The following is a 16,841-nucleotide window of genomic DNA, read 5'->3' as shown; positions in this document are numbered from 1 at the left end:
CCCAGCTGACAGGCCCGGCGCAGCAGGGGCCGGTGCCCGGGCAGGAATGCCCAGGCACCGGCCCCTGCCGTTGGATGGTCAGGCTGTCGAGTAGCCCATCCGCCTGCTGATCTCCAGCCCGGCCTGCTTGAGCGCCTCGAGCAGGCCGGGCTGATTCTCGGGCTCGAAACGGAAGACCGGCCCGGAGATGCTTACTGCCCCGATGACCGCGCCGCTGTGGTTGAACACCGGCACGGCGGCGGCATTGAGCCCGATCTCCAGCTCCTCGTGCGTGATGGCGATGCCGTCCCGGACCACCTGGCGCAGCTGCTCTTCCAGCTTCCGGCGAGAGGTGATGGTCAGGGAGGTCTTGGCCGGCAGGCCCGTCTCCTTCAGGATCCGGTCCCGTTCGTCAGCGCTCAGCGCCGCGAGCAGCACCTTGCCGCTGGAGGTCGCGTGCAGCGGGGTGAGGCTGCCGATCCAGTTGTGGGTGGCCAGGGTGGAGGGCCCCATGGCCTGGTCCACGTTGACCGCGAAGTTGGAGCGCAGGACCGCCAGGTTGACCGTTTCCTTGAACTCGGCGGCCAGTGCCTCGAGCGTCGGTCGCGCCTCCTGGACCAGGCTGAGCCTGCCGGGGATGGAAGCGGCCAGGCGCAGGATGCCGAAGCCCAGCTGGTACTTGCCGCGTTCATTGTTCTGCTGGACCAGGTCCCGGGCCTGCAGGGCGCCGAGCAGGCGCGAGGCGGTGGATTTGTGGATGCCTACCTGGTCGGCGATTTCGCTCACGCCGGCATCGCCTTCCCGGGCCAGGATTTCCAGCACGGCAATGGCCCGGTCCACGGACTGCACGCCGCCGTGCTGGGCGCCCTCCGGATCGGTAGCAGTGTCGGAGATATGCTGCGAGGTCATGGTTTATCGTCTCAGATACTCCGCCTGAACAGCAGCTTGGATTACGGCGTGCTGCAGACTGCCGCCAGGAAGAGCCGGAAAACGATGGGGAAAATGGCCGCAGGCAGCGGCGGACACCTCAGGTGTGTCCGCCGCTGCCTGCGGCTGCAATGACTGCGGTTGCTAAGCCCGTGCCTGCGACGCGGGAACCGGTGCCGGAGGCCGCTGCAGGAGCCGGAGCTGATCTGCTGCCTGCGTCGTGTGCAGCAGCAGGAGCGCTGTGGTGACAGTGCCGACGCCACCGGGAACAGGGGAGAGTGCGGACGCCACATCGGCCACCGACCCGGCGTCGACGTCGCCGACGAGGCTGCCGTCCTCGAGCACATTGGTGCCCACGTCGACCACCACGGACCCGGGTGCCACATGGCGTGCGGTGACCAGGCCGGGCCGTCCCACGGCTGCGACGACGATGCCGGCGGCCCGGGTGTAGTCTTCCAGGGGCCGCGAGCGGGAATGGCAGATGGTCACGGAGGCGTTGCGGTCCAGCAGCAGGTGCAGCAGCGGTTTTCCGACAACGGCCGACCGGCCAACAACGGTTACGTGGCTGCCGTCGAGGGGGATTCCATGGTGTTCCAGCAGTTCCACCACGGCCCGGGCCGTGGCAGGGGCGAAGGCCGGCAGCCCGACGGCCAGGCGCCCCAGGCTCAGCGGGTTGGCGCCGTCGATGTCCTTGTCCGGATCAATATGGGCAACCAGTTCGTCGGCGCGCACGCCTGCCGGCAGGGGAGTCTGCAGGATGATGCCGTGAGTCTGCTTGTCCACGCTGAGGTCGATCAGCGTGGCTGCGATGTGGGCCTGGGATGCCTGAGGACCCAGATCGATGATCCTGCAGCTGATGCCGACCTTTTCCGCCGCCCGGGCGATCGAGCGGACGTACCAGTGGGTGGCTTCGTTGTCGGTCGCCACGACCACTGCCAGCGTCGGCATGATGCCGTCGGCGACCAGGCCTGACACCTGGTCCTGGATTTCTGCCTGCAGGACCTTGGCGACCGGGGAACCGTGCAGCTCGGCGGCGCTCATGCCAGCACCCGCTTCCGGACCCGGCTCGAAAGGTCGTCGGCGGACGCGATGATCTGCTCCGCGCGCAGGACATCGGCCCTGAGGGCATCCTGGAGTTCGGCATCCTTGATGGCCTTGATGTTGATTTCAAGGGTGATCATGGCGGTGGCAATGGCAGCCCGTGCTGCTTCGGACGCGGCTGCGACGTCGCTGATGACGTTGGCATTGCCGAATTCAGCCAGTTCGTGGCCCAGGTCGATGATTTGCCCGGCCAGATTGATGAGGTCCCGGGGCGGTTCGGTGGCCTGTGCCAGGGCGTCCTGGATGGCCCGGGTCCGCAGCGCCCGGTTGTCCTCGGAATCTGCCGGGAGCCCGTAGGCCTTGATGACCGCGGCAAAGGCCTCCTCATCGGCGTTGGCGGTCCGGACCGCAACCGGGATGACGGCGTCGGCGCCGGCGATGATGCGCTCCACGTCTTCTGCGTGGTCTGCATACTTGGCGCCGGTCGTGTACCGGGCGACCATGGCGATCAGGGCAGCGCCCTGGGCCGCGTGGAGGGCGCCGGCGGCGCCTCCGCCCGGTGTGGGCTGGCGGGCCGCCAGGCGTGCCAGGTAGCCCTCAATGGTTTCGGAACTGATCATGGTGGATTGTGGTCCAATCGTCGGTGACGGCGGGTGGTATCGAACGCGGCCCCAACCCCTGTCGGCGGGAGGCGGGGTTAGGGCCGCGGGTTCAGGGTGTGCCCTACCCGGCGGGGAGGGCTGGCCGGGGTTAGCCGCGCAGCCGCTTCATTTCCGGGTCGTAGAGCGGATCGGCGGTCACCGTGGCCGGGATCCGCTTGCCGAAGTACTCGATCTCGACGGCGTCGCCGACGTTGACGGAGGCCGGCAGGTACGAGTAGGCGATGGGCTTGCGCACCGTGTAGCCGTAGGCTGCGCTGGTGACGTAGCCGACGCACTCGTCCTTGTAGAAGACCGGCTCCTTGCCCAGGACGATGGACTGCGGGTTGTCGATCGTCAGGCACCGCAGCCGCCGCGCCGAGCCTTCTTCGGTGCGGCCCTCGAGGGCCTCCTTGCCGACGAACGATTCCTTGGCGGTGTTGACCGCGAAGGACAGGCCGGCCTGGTACGGGTCATGTTCGGTGGTCATGTCCGCGCCCCAGGACCGGTAGCCCTTCTCCAGCCGGAGGGAGGAGAAGGCAGCCCTGCCGGCGGCAATGACCCCGAGCGGCTGCCCAGCTTCCCAGAGGACGTCCCACAGCCGCTGGCCGTTGTCGGCCGTGGTGTAGATTTCCCAGCCGAGTTCGCCCACGTACGACAGGCGCATGGCGGTCACCGGCACCCCGCCGATGGTGGCCTGCTTGGCCCGGAAGTAGCGCAGGCCCTCGTTGGAGAAGTCATCGTCGCTGATCGAGGAGACCAGGTCGCGGGCCAGGGGCCCCCAGAGGCCGATGCAGCAGGTGCCGCCGGTGATGTCGCGGACCTGGACCCAGCCGCCGGCCGTGCCGTCGTCGGTCTGCCGGCGGGCTTCCTTCGTGAGGTAGGCCAGATCGATGTTTCCGTTGGCGCCGAGCTGGAAGGTCTGCTCGTCCAGGCGTGCCACGGTGATGTCGCTGCGGATGCCGCCGGCGTGGTCCAGCAGCAGCGTGTAGGTGACGGCGCCGGGCTTCTTGTCCAGGTTCGAGGTCGTCAGCCGCTGCAGCAGCGCCAGGGCCCCCGGTCCGGACACCTCGAGGCGCTTCAGCGGGGTCATGTCGTACATGGCCACGGCCGTTCGGGTCTTCCAGGCCTCGGCGGCGGCAATCGGCGAGCTGAACATCTGCGCCCACGCGTCGCGTGCCGGCGGACGCCATTCGGTCGGCAGCTCCTTCAGGAGCCTGGCGTTGGCTTCGTACCAGTACGGCCGCTCCCAGCCGCCGGACTCGAGGAAGTAGCCGCCCAGTTCCTTCTGCCGGGCGTGGAAGGGGCTGACCCGCAGGTTCCTCGGTGACAGCCGCGGCTGCAGCGGGTGCAGCACATCGTAGATTTCGACGAAGTTCTGCTGCGAGGTTTCGCTGACGTAGGCGGGGGACAGCTGCACCTCTTCGAACCGGGCGACGTCGCATTCGCCCAGGTCGGTTTCGGAGCGCCCCGCAGTGATCAGTTCGGCCATCGCCTTGGCCACGCCGCCGGAGTGGGTGACCCAGACCGCTTCGGCGATGTAGAAGCCTCCGACCTCGGAAGACTCACCCAGCAGCGGACCGCCGTCGGGGGTGAAGGAGAAGATGCCGTTGAACCCGTCGTCGATGTCGCTGTTGCGCAGCCCCGGCAGCAGCTGCTGCGACGCTTCCCAGGCGGGCAGGAAGTCCTCGAGGGTGAAGTCGAGCCGGGAAGGCATCCGGTGCTCGCTGACCTCCTCGGCCCGGTAGGTGGCCAGGCTGTCCAGGTCCACGGGCATGGGCCGGTGGGCGTAGGAGCCGATGCCGTACCGGTCGCCGTGTTCGCGGTAGTACAGGTCCTGGTCCTGGAAGCGCAGGATCGGCAGCCCCGCTCCGTTGGGCAGCTCGTTGCGGCCCTTGAGCTCGTCCACCGGCGTCGTCTTGACGTACTGGTGGGCCAGCGGCAGCAGCGGCACGGCCATGCCCACCATCGCACCGATCTTCGGGCCCCAGAAACCTGCGCAGCAGACGACAATGTCTGCCGGAACCACCTCGTCGGGGATGCGGACCCCGGTCACCTGCCCGTTGGCCTGCTCGATGTCCAGCACGGGGGTGGAGCCGCGGTAGAGAACGCCCGCGGCGCTGGTGCGCTCGATCAGCAGCTGGACGGAGCGTGCCGCCAGGGCCAGGCCGTCGCTGGGCACGTGCAGGCCGCCCAGGACCATGTCCTCGTTGAGCAGCGGGTAGAGCGCCTTGCATTCGGCCGCATCCAGCAGGCGCCCTTCCAGACCCCAGGAGGAGGCGTAGCCGAGCTTGCGCTTCAGGTCCGCCAGCCGGGTCTCGGTGGTGGCGATTTCGAGCCCGCCGACCTGGTTGAAGCAGCTGGCGCCGTCCTGTTCGATGGACTTGAGCTTCTCCACTGTGTAGCGGGCAAACTGGCTCATGGTCTTGGACGGATTGGTCTGGAACACCAGGCCGGGGGCATGGGAGGTCGATCCTCCCGGCATCCTCAGCGGTCCCTGCTCCAGGACGGTGATGTTGGTCCAGCCGCGGTTGACCAGCTCGTCGGCCAGATTGACCCCGACGATTCCTGCGCCGATGATGACGATGCGTGGTGAGTGGGCCATGGGTTTCTCCTTCGAAGCGCTTCGGGGTGCCGGCGCGGGGGCCTTAGCGGAAGATGACGGTGCTGGAGCCGTCCAGCAGGACGCGGTGCTCGCAGTGCCACCGGACCGCGCGGGACAGGGCCAGGGCTTCGGCGTCCTGGCCGACGGTGGCGAGGGCCGACGGGTGGTAGGTGTGGTCCACCCGGATGACTTCCTGCTCGATGATCGGGCCTTCGTCGAGATCGGCCGTCACGTAGTGCGCGGTGGCGCCGACCAGCTTGACCCCGCGTTCATAGGCCTGGTGGTACGGCCTGGCTCCTTTGAAGCCGGGCAGGAAGGAGTGGTGGATGTTGATCGCCCGGCCTTCCAGCGCGGCGCAGAGGTCGTTCGAGAGGATCTGCATGTAGCGTGCCAGGACCACCAGGTCGATCTCATGCTCGTCGACCAGGCGGAGCAGGGTCTCCTCCGCCTCCTGCTTGGTGTCGGGGGAGACGGGGATGTGCACGAAGGGCAGCCCGGCGGCCTCGGCCATCGGACGCAGGTCTTCGTGGTTCGACGCCACCAGGGCGATGTCCCCGCCCAGCGTGCCGGCACGCCAGCGGAAGATCAGGTCGTTCAGACAGTGGCCGGCCTTGGACACCATCACCAGCAGCCGCATCCGGGTCTGGTCATGGATCTGGTAGCTCATGGAAAAGTTGCCGGCAACTTCGGCAAACTCGTCCGCCAAGGCCGCGGCACTCTTAGTGCTCCGGCCGGAGAAGGCCGTCCGCAGGTAGAGGGTCTTGCGGACCGGGTCGTCGAACTGCTGGTGCTCGTCAATGTTGAAGCCGTGCTGAAGCAGAAAGCTCGTCACCGCATGGACAATGCCCGGCCGTTGCGGGCACGTGAGCGTCAGTGCGAAGCGGGGCGCGGCTTCTTCTGCCGGTGCCGTCCGGATCCCGGGAGTCACGGCCGAGTCCAACAAAGTCATGTGAATCTCCTGAGGGGAGAAGAGGAATGGGAGAGGGAAAGCTTTATATATGCGCCGTATCCGACTGATATATAAGAATGTGTAGTAGCCTAGACGCAGTTCACGCCGCAGGTCAATGGCCTTTACGCAAGGGAATTGGAGAACTCATGTCGTACGGCTTTCAGTCCCCGGCCGAGCCCGCCGGCCATTCCTCGCTGGCCGAGGTCGCCTACGAGGCCATCCGCGACCGGCTCCTGACCCTGGACATCCGGCCCGGCGATCCGCTCAACGACGAGGCGCTGGCCCGCAAACTCGGCTTCGGCCGGACGCCCGTGCGCGAGGCGCTGAAAAGGCTCGAGGTCGACCGGCTGGTGGTGACCTATCCGCGCCGGGGGACCTTTGCCACCAAGGTGGACATCACCGACCTGGCGTACATTTCCGAGATCCGGGCGCAGCTCGAACCGCTGGCCGCCTCCCGGGCGGCCCGGGTGGCCACCCCGGCCATGCGCGCTGAACTGGCCCAGGTCATGAAGGACGTCGAGGCCTTCGACGTCGCGGGGGCCGGCGTCGTCGAGATGCTCCACTGTGATGCCAGGGTCCACCGCGGCATCTACCGCGCCGCCGGCAATCCGCACCTGGAAGACACCCTGATCCGCTACGACAACCTGGCCACCCGCATCTGGTGCCTGGTCATCGACCAGCTGCCCGGTCTTGCCGGGCACCTGCATGAGCACTTCGACCTGCTGCAGGCCGTGATCGACGGCGACGAGGCACTGGCTGCCGACCTTGCGCGCAGCCATGTGAACGGGTTCGAAGTGGCGGTGCGATCGGCGCTGTTCGCGGCCTGAAGCCGGTCCGCTCCAGGCGGAACGGGCTGGCCCCCTATGGCATCGTCCGGCCCCGCAGCAGTGTCCGGCCCAGCAACACTGTGCGGCCTTACAGCACCGTGCGGATGGTCTTTTCGAAGCTGGTCACGTGCTCCAGGGCCAGCCGGGCCGCAAGTTCCTCGTCGCCGGCGACGACGGCGTCCAGCAGCTGCACGTGTTCGGTGATGTGGCCGGCGACCGCCGGGACCTTGTCCAGGACCAGGCACCAGATCCGGGTGGCCAGGTTGTCGTAGCGGATCAGCGAATCCTCCAGGTGCCGGTTGCCGGCAGCCTTGTAGATCAGCCGGTGCACGGTCAGGTCGTAGCGCATCAGCGCCTTCTTCTCCGGCTTCTCGGTGGCGTGGGCCAGTTCCTCGATGGTGCGCGCCACTGAGTTCAGCTCCGCGCGCAGGGCCGGGCTGGCATTGCGCGCGGCCTTGCGCGCGGCCAGCGGCTCGAGCAGCTGGCGCAGCTCGGAGACATCGGCGAGCTCGGTGATGTCCACGATGGTGGCGAAGGTGCCGCGGCGCGGGTAGGAGATGACCAGGTGGTCGGTTTCCAGCCGTTTGAGCGCCTCGCGCACCGGGGTGCGGCCGACGCCGAGGTCGGCGGCCAGGTGCCCGTCGTTGATCGGGTCGCCCGGGCGGATCTCGAGCATGATGAGCCGGTCCCGCAGTTCGCGGTAGGCCTGTTCGGCGAGCGAAACGGGTTCGCGGTCGGTTTCGACGGGGACGAGTTCCAGGCTCATGGTTACCTCCGCTGCTGCCAGTGGATCCGGGCTGATCTGCGAGTTTTCCGGAAGGTGTTGACTCGCTGTGATGACCATCATACCATTGTTCTCGTACTGATATATCAGAATCGAAGAAGAGAAATTTTAGTTTCCGGATTCTGGTACCGAAGCCTTTTGAAACACAAGGAGAACCCCGCATGGTTGACGTCCTGGCGGCCCCGATGGCCACCCTCGACCCCGAAGTCTCCGCCGCCGTGGACCGTGAACTGCAGCGCCAGCAGTCCACCTTGGAGATGATCGCCTCCGAGAACTTCGCCCCGGCAGCGGTGATGGAAGCGCAGGGCTCGGTCCTGACGAACAAGTACGCCGAGGGCTACCCGGGACGGCGCTACTACGGCGGCTGCGAGCACGTCGATGTGGTCGAACAGCTGGCTATCGACCGGGCGAAGGAGCTCTTCGGTGCCGGCTTCGCCAATGTGCAGCCCCACTCCGGAGCGCAGGCCAACGCGGCCGCGATGTTCGCGCTGCTGACTCCGGGGGACACCATCCTGGGCCTGAACCTGGCCCACGGCGGCCACCTGACCCACGGGATGAAGATCAACTTCTCCGGCAAGCTCTACAACGTCGTCTCCTACGGAGTCTCCGAGCAGGACCACAAGATCGACATGGCGGAGGTCGAGCGCCTCGCCGTCGAAAACAAGCCGAAGCTGATCGTCGCCGGCTGGTCCGCCTACTCCCGCCAGCTGGACTTCGCCGAGTTCCGCCGGATCGCCGACGCCGTCGGGGCGTACCTGATGGTGGACATGGCTCACTTCGCCGGTCTGGTGGCCGCCGGCCTGCACCCGAACCCGGTGCCCTTCGCCGACGTCGTCACCACCACCACGCACAAGACCCTCGGCGGCCCGCGCGGCGGCATCATCCTGACCAACAGCCCGGAGATCGCCAAGAAGGTCAACTCCGCGGTCTTCCCCGGCCAGCAGGGCGGGCCGCTGATGCATGTGGTCGCGGCCAAGGCGGTGGCCCTGAAGGTCGCCGCTTCCGAGGACTTCAAGGACCGCCAGCGCCGCACCCTCGAGGGCGCGAAGCTCCTGGCCGACCGGCTGCTGGCCGAGGACGTGAAGGCCGCCGGCATCAGCCTGGTCAACGGCGGCACCGACGTGCACCTGGTCCTGGTGGACCTGCGCCACTCGGAGCTGGACGGACAGCAGGCCGAGGACCGGCTGCACCGGGTCGGCATCACGGTCAACCGCAACGCCGTCCCCTTCGACCCGCGCCCGCCGATGGTCTCCTCCGGCCTGCGTATCGGCACCCCGGCGCTGGCCACCCGCGGCTTCGGCGCCGCCGAGTTCACCGAGGTCGCCGACATTATCGCCACCGCCCTGGTACAGGATCTGGACGACGAGCTCGAAGCCTCGCTGCGCGAGCGCGTGAGCGTCCTGGCCGGCAAATTCCCCCTGTACCCGACCACCGCAGACCTGAACGGAGCCCAGTAATGGCCGACCTGCTGCCCGAGCACCCGGACTTCCTCTGGCGGAACCCGGAGCCCAAATCCTCCTACGACGCCGTCATCGTCGGCGGTGGCGGCCACGGCATCGCCACCGCCTACTACCTGGCCAAGAACCACGGGATGACCAACATCGCCATCCTGGAACGCGGCTGGCTGGCCGGCGGGAACATGGCCCGGAACACCACCATCATCCGCTCGAACTACCTCTGGGACGAGTCCGCGGCCATCTACGAGCACTCGCTGAAGCTCTGGGAGCAGCTGCCCGAGGAACTCGAGTACGACTTCCTGTTCAGCCAGCGCGGCGTGCTCAACCTGGCCCACACCCTGGGCGACGTGCGCGAGTCCGTGCGCCGGGTCAACGCCAACAAGCTCAACGGCGTGGACGCCGAGTGGCTGACCCCGGAGCAGGTCAAGGAAGTCTGCCCGATCGTCAACATCGGCGACAACATCCGCTACCCGGTCATGGGCGCGACCTACCAGCCGCGCGCCGGCATCGCCAAGCACGACCATGTGGCCTGGGCCTTCGCCCGCAAGTGCGACGAGATGGGCGTGGACATCATCCAGAACTGCGAGGTGACCGGCTTCATCAAGGACGGCAACCGCGTGGTCGGCGTGGAGACCAGCCGCGGGCGGATCCTCACCGGCAAGGTGGGCCTGTCCGCCGCCGGCCACTCCTCGGTGCTGGCCGACCTGGCCGGGTTCCGGCTGCCGATCCAGTCCCACCCGCTGCAGGCGCTGGTTTCCGAGCTGTTCGAGCCGGTGCACCCCACGGTGGTCATGTCCAACCACGTGCACGTCTACGTCTCCCAGGCGCACAAGGGCGAGCTGGTCATGGGCGCCGGCATCGACAGCTACAACGGCTACGGCCAGCGCGGGGCCTTCCATGTGATCGAGGAGCAGATGGCCGCCGCCGTCGAACTCTTCCCGATCTTCGCCCGGGCGCACCTGCTGCGCACCTGGGGCGGCATCGTGGACACCACGCTGGACGCCTCGCCGATCGTGAGCACGACGCCGGTGGAGAACATGTTCGTCAACTGCGGCTGGGGCACCGGCGGGTTCAAGGGCACCCCGGGAGCCGGGTATACCTTCGCCCACACCATCGCCACCGGCGAAGCGCACCCGCTGAACGCCCCGTTCGCGCTGGAGCGCTTCGAGACCGGCCACCTGATCGACGAGCACGGCGCCGCCGCCGTGGCCCACTAAGACCTAAGGATTCGCCACCATGATCCTCCTTGAATGCCCCTACTGCGGCCCCCGGGACGAGACCGAATACCACTACGGCGGCCAGGCCCACGTGGCCTACCCCGAGGACCCGAACCAGCTGACCGACCAGGAGTGGGCCCAGTACCTCTTCTACCGCGACAACACCAAGGGCCTGTTCGCCGAGCGCTGGGTCCACACCGGCGGCTGCCGGCGCTGGTTCAACGCCGTCCGCGACACCGTCACCTACGAGATCAAGGCCGTCTACCGCGCCGGCGAACCCCGCCCCGATTTCGACTCGCTCACCCAGGAAGGAGCCGCGAAGTGAGCACCACCCAGACCCACCGCCTGCCGGCCGACCGCACAGCGGGGGGCCGCATCGACCGCGGCACCGAACTGGCCTTCACGGTGGACGGCACCTCCTACACCGGCTACCGCGGCGACACCGTGGCCAGCGCCCTGCTGGCCAACGGCGTCATCCGCTGCGGCAACTCGCTGTACCTGGACCGCCCGCGCGGCATCATGAGTGCCGGCGTCGAGGAGACCAACGCGCTGATCCACGTCTCCGCCTCCGGCCCGGCCAACCCGGTGGACGAGTCCATGCTCACCGCCACGACCGTGCCGCTGCGCGAGGGCCTGGCCGCCCGGCTCCTCTCCGGCCTGGGCACCCTGGACCCGCGGGAAGACACCGCCCGCTACGACAAGAAGTACGTGCACGCCGACGTCGTCGTCGTCGGCTCCGGCCCGGCAGGCCTGGCCGCGGCCCGCGAGGCCGTGCGCGGCGGCGCCCGGGTGATCCTGATCGAGCAGGACGCCGAGTTTGGCGGCTCGCTTCTCTCTGCCCCGGGCGAGCTGATCGACGGCCAGCCGGCCCAGGAGTGGACCGCCGAGGTGCTCGCCGAGCTGGAAGCGGCCGAAGAGGCCACCTTGCTGCCGCGCACCGTGGCCTTCGGCAGCTACGACGCGAACTACCTGCTCGCCAGCCAGAACCGCACTGACCACCTGGCCGAGGTCCCCGAGGGCATCTCCCGCAGCAGGCTCTGGCATATCCGCGCCAAGCAGGTCGTACTGGCCCCGGGCGCCCTGGAGCGGCCGATCACCTTCGCCAACAACGACCGGCCGGGCATCATGCTCGCCGGCGCGGTGCGCACCTACGTCAACCGCTACGCGGTGGCCCCGGGGCGCAACGTGGTCTTCTTCACCACCAATGACAGTGTCTACGACACCGTCCAGGACCTGGCTGCCGCCGGCGTCACGGTTTCCGCCGTGGTCGATGCCCGCCAGGAGCTGTCCGCCCGTGCCGCCGCCGTGCGCGCGGCCGGGGTGGAGGTCATCACCGGCTCGGCCGTCGTGGACACCGAGGCCTCCGCGGACTCCGGGCGGATCTCCGCCGTCACGGTGAGCGCGCTCGACGGCGCCGGCAGCCCGGTGGGCGCCACCCGCCGGCTCGAGGCCGACCTGCTGGCCGTCTCCGGCGGCTGGACCCCGACCATCCACCTGCACAGCCAGCGCCAGGGCAAGTCCCGCTGGGACGAGTCCGTCGCGGCCTTTGTGCCGGTGGCCCCGGTGGCCAACCAGCACCTGGCCGGTGCGCTCAACGGCACCTACAACGCCGCGCACTGCATGCTCGAGGGCGCCTCGGCCGGGCGGGCCGCCGCGGAAGCCGCGGGCTTCACGGTCCCCGGTGCCGCCGGCTACGGCGGCGTGCCGGACGAGGCTGCCCGCAAGGCAGCCGCCGGTGAGTTCCGCGAGCTCTGGCTGGTGCCGGGCCCGGGCGGCAGCCTGGACAGCGGCGCGGAGGAGTTCGGCACCCACTTCGTGGACCTGCACCGCGACCAGACCGTCAAGGACGTGCTGCGCGCCACCGGCGCCGGCATGCGGTCCGTGGAACACGTCAAGCGCTACACCTCGATCTCCACCGGTGACGAGCAGGGCAAGACCTCGGGCGTGAACGTGATCGGCGTCATCGGCCACGCGCTCAAGAGCGGCGACATCGGCGGCATCGGCACCACCACCTACCGCGCCCCGTACACCCCGGTGGCCTTCGCGGCCCTGGCCGGACGCCAGCGCGGCGAGCTGTTCGACCCGGCCCGGCTGACCCCGATGCACTCCTGGCACGTGGAGCAGGGCGCCCTGTTCGAGGACGTGGGACAGTGGAAGCGGCCCTGGTTCTTCCCCAAGGCGGGCGAGGACATGGAGACGGCGGTGCTGCGCGAATGCGCCGCGGTGCGCTCCTCCGTGGGCTTTATGGACGCCACCACGCTGGGCAAGATCGAGGTCCGCGGCAAGGACGCTGGCGAGTTCCTGAACCGGATCTACACCAACGCCTACAAGAAGCTGGCCATCGGCGCCTGCCGCTACGGCGTGATGTGCACCCCGGACGGGATGATCTTCGACGACGGCACCGTGATGCGCCTGGCCGAGGACCGCTTCCTGCTCACCACCACGACCAGCGGCGCCGCGAAGGTGCTGGACTGGTTCGAGGAATGGCTGCAGACCGAGTGGCCCGAGCTGGACGTGGTCTGCACCTCGGTCACCGAGCAGATCGCCACCACCGCCGTCGTCGGGCCGAAGTCCCGCGCGGTGCTGGCCAAGCTGGCCCCGGAGCTGGACCTGTCCAACGAAGCGTTCCCGTTCATGGCCTTCCGCGACACCGTCCTGGCCTCGGGCATCCCGGCCAAGATCGCCCGGATCTCGTTCTCCGGCGAGCTGGCCTTCGAGATCAACGTGGACGCCTGGTACGGCCTGGCCGTCTGGGAAGCGGTGGCCGAGGCCGGTGCCGAATTCGGCATCACCCCCTACGGCACCGAGACCATGCACGTGCTGCGCGCCGAGAAGGGCTACATCATCGTCGGCCAGGACACCGACGGCACCGTGACCCCGCAGGACGCGGCCATGGAGTGGATCGTCTCCAAGGCCAAGGACTTCGTGGGCAAGCGCTCCTACTCGCGGGCCGACAATCTGCGCGAGGACCGCAAGCAGCTGGTCAGCGTGCTGCCGGTGGACCCGGAGTTCCTGCTGCCCGAAGGTGCCCAGCTGGTGGCCCAGGGCGTGCCGGTGACCCCGCAGGACGGACCGGTGCCGATGGAGGGACACGTGACCTCCAGCTACCGCAGCGCCGCCCTGGGCCGCACCTTCGGCCTGGCCCTGATCAAGAACGGCCGCAACCGCATCGGGGAAACCCTGCTCGCCCCGCTGGACGGGCAGCTGGTGGAAGTGACCGTGGCAGAAACAGTACTTTTCGACCCGGAAGGAAGCCGCCGCGATGGCTGAGCAGCTGATGGAGCAGAACGTCAACATCCAGGGCCCGGCGGCATTGCGCCGCAGCCCGCTGGCCCACCTGGCCGGCGCCATCGAGGCCGGGGCAGTGGCAGGGGAGCGCGGGGTGACGCTGCGCGAGATCCCGTTCCTGACCATGGTGGGCCTGCGCGCCCAGCCCGGCTCCGCCGCCGCGGCCGCCCTGGAAAAAGCCGCCGGCGTGGCCCTGCCCACCAAGGTGGGCCAGACCACCGGCAGCGCCGAGGGCACCGCGGTGCTCTGGCTCGGCCCCGACGAGTACCTGCTGGTGGCCCCGGAAGGCACCGGGGCCGGCGCGCTCACCGAAGCGCTCGGCGACGAGCCGGGCGCGGTGGTGGACCTGTCGGCCAACCGCACCACGCTGGAACTGTCCGGCCCCTCGGCCCGGCTGGTGCTGGAAAAGGGCTGCAACGCTGACCTGCACCCGCGAGTCTTCGGCCCCGGAACCGCCATCACCACCCAGCTCGGCCCGGTGCCGGTGCTGCTGTGGCAGACCGGCGAGGGCCCGTCAGGGCAGACATACAGGATCCTGCCGCGGGCGTCCTTCGCTGACTACGCCGCGCGCTGGCTGCTGGACGCCATGACGGAGTTCGCCGCTCCCGAGGTACCGTAATGGCGCTGAGCGCACTGGATCTGTTTTCCGTTGGCATCGGGCCCTCCTCCTCCCATACGGTGGGCCCGATGCGGGCGGCCCGGCGCTTTACCGGCGGCCTGGTCGCGGACGGGGTGCTCGAGTCTGTGGCGCGCGTGCGGGCCGAACTGTTCGGTTCGCTCGGCGCCACCGGCTGGGGCCACGGTTCGGACAAGGCAGTGGTGCTGGGCCTGGCCGGCGAGGACCCGGAGACGGTGGACACGGACACCGCCGACGCGCAGGTGCGCGAGGCTGCCTCCTCGGGCAAGCTGGTGCTCGCCGGAAGCCGGCCCGTGCGCTTCGACTTCGACCAGGACGTCATCCTGCACCGGCGCAAGACCTTGCCGGCGCACCCTAACGGGATGACCTTCTTCGCCTACGGCGAGGACGGCAGCCTGCTGCGCGAGCGCACCTACTACTCGGTGGGCGGCGGCTTCGTGGTGGACGAGGACGCAGCGGGCGCTGACCGGATCGTCCCGGACTCGACCGAACTGCCGTACCCGTTCACCACCGGGGCGCAGCTGCTGGAGCTCTGCCGCCGCGAGGGCAAGTCCATCGCGCAGATCATGCTGGCCAACGAGCTGTCCTGGCGCAGCGAGCAGGAGCTGCGGACGCGGCTGCTGCACATCTGGAACGTGATGCAGGAGTGCGTGGAGAACGGCTGCAGCCGCACCGAGGAGGTGCTGCCCGGCGGCATGAAGGTCCGCCGCCGGGCCCCGGAGCTGCGCCGCAAACTGCGCGCAACGGAGGCCGAAGCCGAGCGCGTTGCCGCCAGCGGCGGGCAGCCGGTGGCCGACCCGCTGTGGGCGATGGAATGGGTGAACCTCTACGCGCTGGCAGTGAACGAGGAAAACGCCTCCGGCGGGCGGATCGTCACCGCACCGACCAACGGGGCGGCCGGCATCATCCCCGCCGTGCTGCACTTCTACACCCGGTTCGTCCCCGGGGCGAACGAGGACGGCGTGGTGGACTTCCTGCTCACCGCCGCCGCGATCGGGATCCTGTTCAAGGAGAACGCCTCGATCTCCGGGGCCGAGGTGGGCTGCCAGGGCGAGGTGGGCTCGGCCTGCTCGATGGCCGCCGGCGCGCTGTGCGCGGTGCTCGGCGGGACCCCGGAGCAGGTGGAGAACGCCGCCGAGGTCGGCATCGAGCACAACCTCGGGCTCACCTGCGACCCGGTGGGCGGCCTGGTGCAGATTCCCTGCATCGAGCGCAACGCGATCGCCAGCGTCAAGGCGATCAACGCGGCCCGGCTGAGCCTGGCCGGGGACGGGGTGCACAAGGTCACGCTGGACATGGCGATCAAGACGATGCGCGAGACCGGCAAGGACATGAAGGTCAAGTACAAGGAGACCTCCCGCGGGGGTCTGGCAGTAAACGTCATTGAGTGCTGAGGAGCTGAGCCAAATGCCTGAAGAGAACGCCGCGGCCGGAACTACCGCAGCTGGAACCTACACCGCGGGACCCAGTGCAGAGCATGTGCTGACCCTGGACTGTCCGGAACGTCCCGGCATCGTCCACGCCGTCTCGGGCTTTTTGCTCGAGCACGGCGGCAACATCCTGGACATCAAGCAGTTCGGGGACCTCCGCCACGGGCACTTCTTCATGCGGGTGCACTTCACCACCCCTGCGGCCCCCGGACTGACGGATAAGCTGCGCCAGGAGTTCGAACCGGTGGCGCTGGGCTTCGGCATGAACTGGAAGCTGGACGTGCAGGGGGCCAAGCGCCGCGTGCTGGTGATGGTCTCCAAGTTCGGCCACTGCCTCAACGACCTGCTCTTCCGGGCCCGTACCGGGGAGCTGCCGGTGGAGATCGTGGCGGTGGTCTCCAACCACCGGGACCACCAGCGGCTGGTCGAGTGGCACGGCATCCCGTTCTTCCACATCCCGGTCACCCCGGACACCAAGCCGGCGGCCGAGGCCAAGCTGCTGGATCTGGTGGACCGGTTCGAGGTCGAACTGGTGGTGCTGGCCCGCTACATGCAGGTGCTCTCCGACCAGCTGGCCACCCGGATGGAAGGGCGGGTCATCAACATCCACCACTCCTTCCTGCCCTCCTTCAAGGGGGCCAAGCCCTACCACCAGGCCTACGACAAGGGCGTCAAGACGGTCGGCGCCACCGCGCACTACGTCAACGCCGAGCTGGACGAGGGCCCGATCATCGCCCAGCAGGTCATGGAGGTGGACCACACCTACGGGCCCGAGGACCTGGTCGCGGCCGGCCGGGACACCGAGTGCAAGGCGCTCTCCAATGCCGTGAAGTGGCACTGCGAGGGCCGGGTCATCCTGCACGGCAGCCGGACCGTGGTGCTCCGGTAGCCCCTGCACCGGGTGCCTTGCGGTGCCCGGCCCGGCATGGACGACGGCGGCCGGTACCTTCCGAACGGGAGGTGCCGGCCGCCGTCGTTGTTTCCTGCCGGGTGCTCCGGAACGGGAATGTGCTCCCTGTCTGGCGGTATAAATCAACCTGGTTGTGACAGGTTGGGTTGGTT

At 68.8% G+C, this 16,841-nt stretch carries 14 protein-coding genes; 8 read left to right on the top strand and 6 right to left on the bottom strand.

The features are described 5' to 3' along the window. Positions 1–78: 78 nt before the first annotated feature. The 5 genes from HGG74_RS20200 to purU (HGG74_RS20180) form a co-directional block, all read right to left on the bottom strand. Entirely contained in the window at positions 79–888 is an 810-nt protein-coding gene (locus HGG74_RS20200) for an IclR family transcriptional regulator (RefSeq protein WP_168489305.1), read from the bottom strand. 162 nt (positions 889–1,050) lie between these two features. After that, positions 1,051–1,947: a bifunctional 5,10-methylenetetrahydrofolate dehydrogenase/5,10-methenyltetrahydrofolate cyclohydrolase gene (locus tag HGG74_RS20195; RefSeq protein ID WP_168489303.1), complete on the bottom strand. Its 897-nt coding sequence runs from the start codon at positions 1,945–1,947 to the stop codon at positions 1,051–1,053. Then, positions 1,944–2,567, bottom strand: a complete 624-nt coding sequence (locus HGG74_RS20190) for a cyclodeaminase/cyclohydrolase family protein (RefSeq protein WP_168489301.1) — start codon at positions 2,565–2,567, stop codon at positions 1,944–1,946. Before HGG74_RS20190 ends, HGG74_RS20195 begins: the two co-directional genes overlap by 4 nt. Positions 2,568–2,697: 130 nt before the next feature. After that, a complete protein-coding gene (locus tag HGG74_RS20185; RefSeq protein WP_168489299.1) occupies positions 2,698–5,190 on the bottom strand; it encodes a GcvT family protein in 2,493 nt (830 codons plus the stop codon). 43 nt (positions 5,191–5,233) lie between these two features. After that, positions 5,234–6,139 (bottom strand): formyltetrahydrofolate deformylase, encoded by a 906-nt coding sequence (gene purU, locus HGG74_RS20180; RefSeq protein ID WP_168489297.1) that lies wholly within the window; start codon positions 6,137–6,139, stop codon positions 5,234–5,236. A 146-nt stretch (positions 6,140–6,285) separates the two neighbouring features. Between purU (HGG74_RS20180) and HGG74_RS20175 the strand changes: the two genes are divergently transcribed. Beyond that, on the top strand, positions 6,286–6,966 hold the full coding sequence (locus HGG74_RS20175; RefSeq protein WP_168489295.1) for a GntR family transcriptional regulator: 681 nt from the start codon (positions 6,286–6,288) through the stop codon (positions 6,964–6,966). A gap of 88 nt (positions 6,967–7,054) precedes the next feature. Here HGG74_RS20175 and HGG74_RS20170 read toward each other — a convergent pair whose 3' ends face one another. After that, entirely contained in the window at positions 7,055–7,732 is a 678-nt protein-coding gene (locus HGG74_RS20170) for a GntR family transcriptional regulator (RefSeq protein WP_168489293.1), read from the bottom strand. Positions 7,733–7,911: 179 nt separating this feature from the next. On the opposite strand from HGG74_RS20170, the gene glyA reads away from it, so the two are divergent. The 7 genes from glyA to purU (HGG74_RS20135) are packed head-to-tail and all read left to right on the top strand — an operon-like array spanning position 7,912 to position 16,668. Then, complete coding sequence (gene glyA / locus HGG74_RS20165; RefSeq protein ID WP_168489291.1) at positions 7,912–9,207, top strand: serine hydroxymethyltransferase; 1,296 nt, start codon at positions 7,912–7,914, stop codon at positions 9,205–9,207. Beyond that, a complete protein-coding gene (locus HGG74_RS20160) occupies positions 9,207–10,424 on the top strand; it encodes a sarcosine oxidase subunit beta family protein (protein WP_168489289.1) in 1,218 nt (405 codons plus the stop codon). Before glyA ends, HGG74_RS20160 begins: the two co-directional genes overlap by 1 nt. A 19-nt stretch (positions 10,425–10,443) precedes the next feature. Further along, complete coding sequence (locus HGG74_RS20155; protein WP_168489287.1) at positions 10,444–10,749, top strand: sarcosine oxidase subunit delta; 306 nt, start codon at positions 10,444–10,446, stop codon at positions 10,747–10,749. Beyond that, entirely contained in the window at positions 10,746–13,694 is a 2,949-nt protein-coding gene (locus HGG74_RS20150) for a sarcosine oxidase subunit alpha family protein (RefSeq protein ID WP_312856924.1), read from the top strand. The genes HGG74_RS20155 and HGG74_RS20150 overlap by 4 nt, the downstream gene beginning before the upstream one ends. Continuing rightward, positions 13,687–14,331: a sarcosine oxidase subunit gamma gene (locus HGG74_RS20145; RefSeq protein ID WP_168489285.1), complete on the top strand. Its 645-nt coding sequence runs from the start codon at positions 13,687–13,689 to the stop codon at positions 14,329–14,331. The genes HGG74_RS20150 and HGG74_RS20145 overlap by 8 nt, the downstream gene beginning before the upstream one ends. After that, positions 14,331–15,743 (top strand): L-serine ammonia-lyase, encoded by a 1,413-nt coding sequence (locus HGG74_RS20140; protein ID WP_168489283.1) that lies wholly within the window; start codon positions 14,331–14,333, stop codon positions 15,741–15,743. The genes HGG74_RS20145 and HGG74_RS20140 overlap by 1 nt, the downstream gene beginning before the upstream one ends. 13 nt (positions 15,744–15,756) lie before the next feature. Then, positions 15,757–16,668, top strand: coding sequence for a formyltetrahydrofolate deformylase (purU, locus tag HGG74_RS20135; RefSeq protein ID WP_168489281.1), 912 nt, complete (start codon positions 15,757–15,759; stop codon positions 16,666–16,668). The last annotated feature ends 173 nt before the right edge of the window (positions 16,669–16,841 follow it).

This window comes from Arthrobacter mobilis (assembly GCF_012395835.1).
In the GTDB taxonomy this organism is placed as follows: domain Bacteria; phylum Actinomycetota; class Actinomycetes; order Actinomycetales; family Micrococcaceae; genus Crystallibacter; species Crystallibacter mobilis.
Note: the sequence above shows the minus strand (reverse complement) of the source record. Positions and strands in the feature narration are given on the sequence as shown.

What these genes read in the sequence shown, in the direction of transcription:
- HGG74_RS20155 (WP_168489287.1), top strand. Translation starts at nt 10,444, where the DNA reads ATGATCCTCCTTGAATGCCCCTACTGCGGCCCCCGGGACGAGACCGAA.
- purU (WP_168489297.1), bottom strand. Translation starts at nt 6,139, where the DNA reads ATGACTTTGTTGGACTCGGCCGTGACTCCCGGGATCCGGACGGCACCG.
- HGG74_RS20200 (WP_168489305.1), bottom strand. Translation starts at nt 888, where the DNA reads ATGACCTCGCAGCATATCTCCGACACTGCTACCGATCCGGAGGGCGCC.
- purU (WP_168489281.1), top strand. Translation starts at nt 15,757, where the DNA reads ATGCCTGAAGAGAACGCCGCGGCCGGAACTACCGCAGCTGGAACCTAC.
- HGG74_RS20195 (WP_168489303.1), bottom strand. Translation starts at nt 1,947, where the DNA reads ATGAGCGCCGCCGAGCTGCACGGTTCCCCGGTCGCCAAGGTCCTGCAG.
- glyA (WP_168489291.1), top strand. Translation starts at nt 7,912, where the DNA reads ATGGTTGACGTCCTGGCGGCCCCGATGGCCACCCTCGACCCCGAAGTC.
- HGG74_RS20145 (WP_168489285.1), top strand. Translation starts at nt 13,687, where the DNA reads ATGGCTGAGCAGCTGATGGAGCAGAACGTCAACATCCAGGGCCCGGCG.
- HGG74_RS20185 (WP_168489299.1), bottom strand. Translation starts at nt 5,190, where the DNA reads ATGGCCCACTCACCACGCATCGTCATCATCGGCGCAGGAATCGTCGGG.
- HGG74_RS20175 (WP_168489295.1), top strand. Translation starts at nt 6,286, where the DNA reads ATGTCGTACGGCTTTCAGTCCCCGGCCGAGCCCGCCGGCCATTCCTCG.
- HGG74_RS20140 (WP_168489283.1), top strand. Translation starts at nt 14,331, where the DNA reads ATGGCGCTGAGCGCACTGGATCTGTTTTCCGTTGGCATCGGGCCCTCC.
- HGG74_RS20160 (WP_168489289.1), top strand. Translation starts at nt 9,207, where the DNA reads ATGGCCGACCTGCTGCCCGAGCACCCGGACTTCCTCTGGCGGAACCCG.
- HGG74_RS20190 (WP_168489301.1), bottom strand. Translation starts at nt 2,567, where the DNA reads ATGATCAGTTCCGAAACCATTGAGGGCTACCTGGCACGCCTGGCGGCC.
- HGG74_RS20170 (WP_168489293.1), bottom strand. Translation starts at nt 7,732, where the DNA reads ATGAGCCTGGAACTCGTCCCCGTCGAAACCGACCGCGAACCCGTTTCG.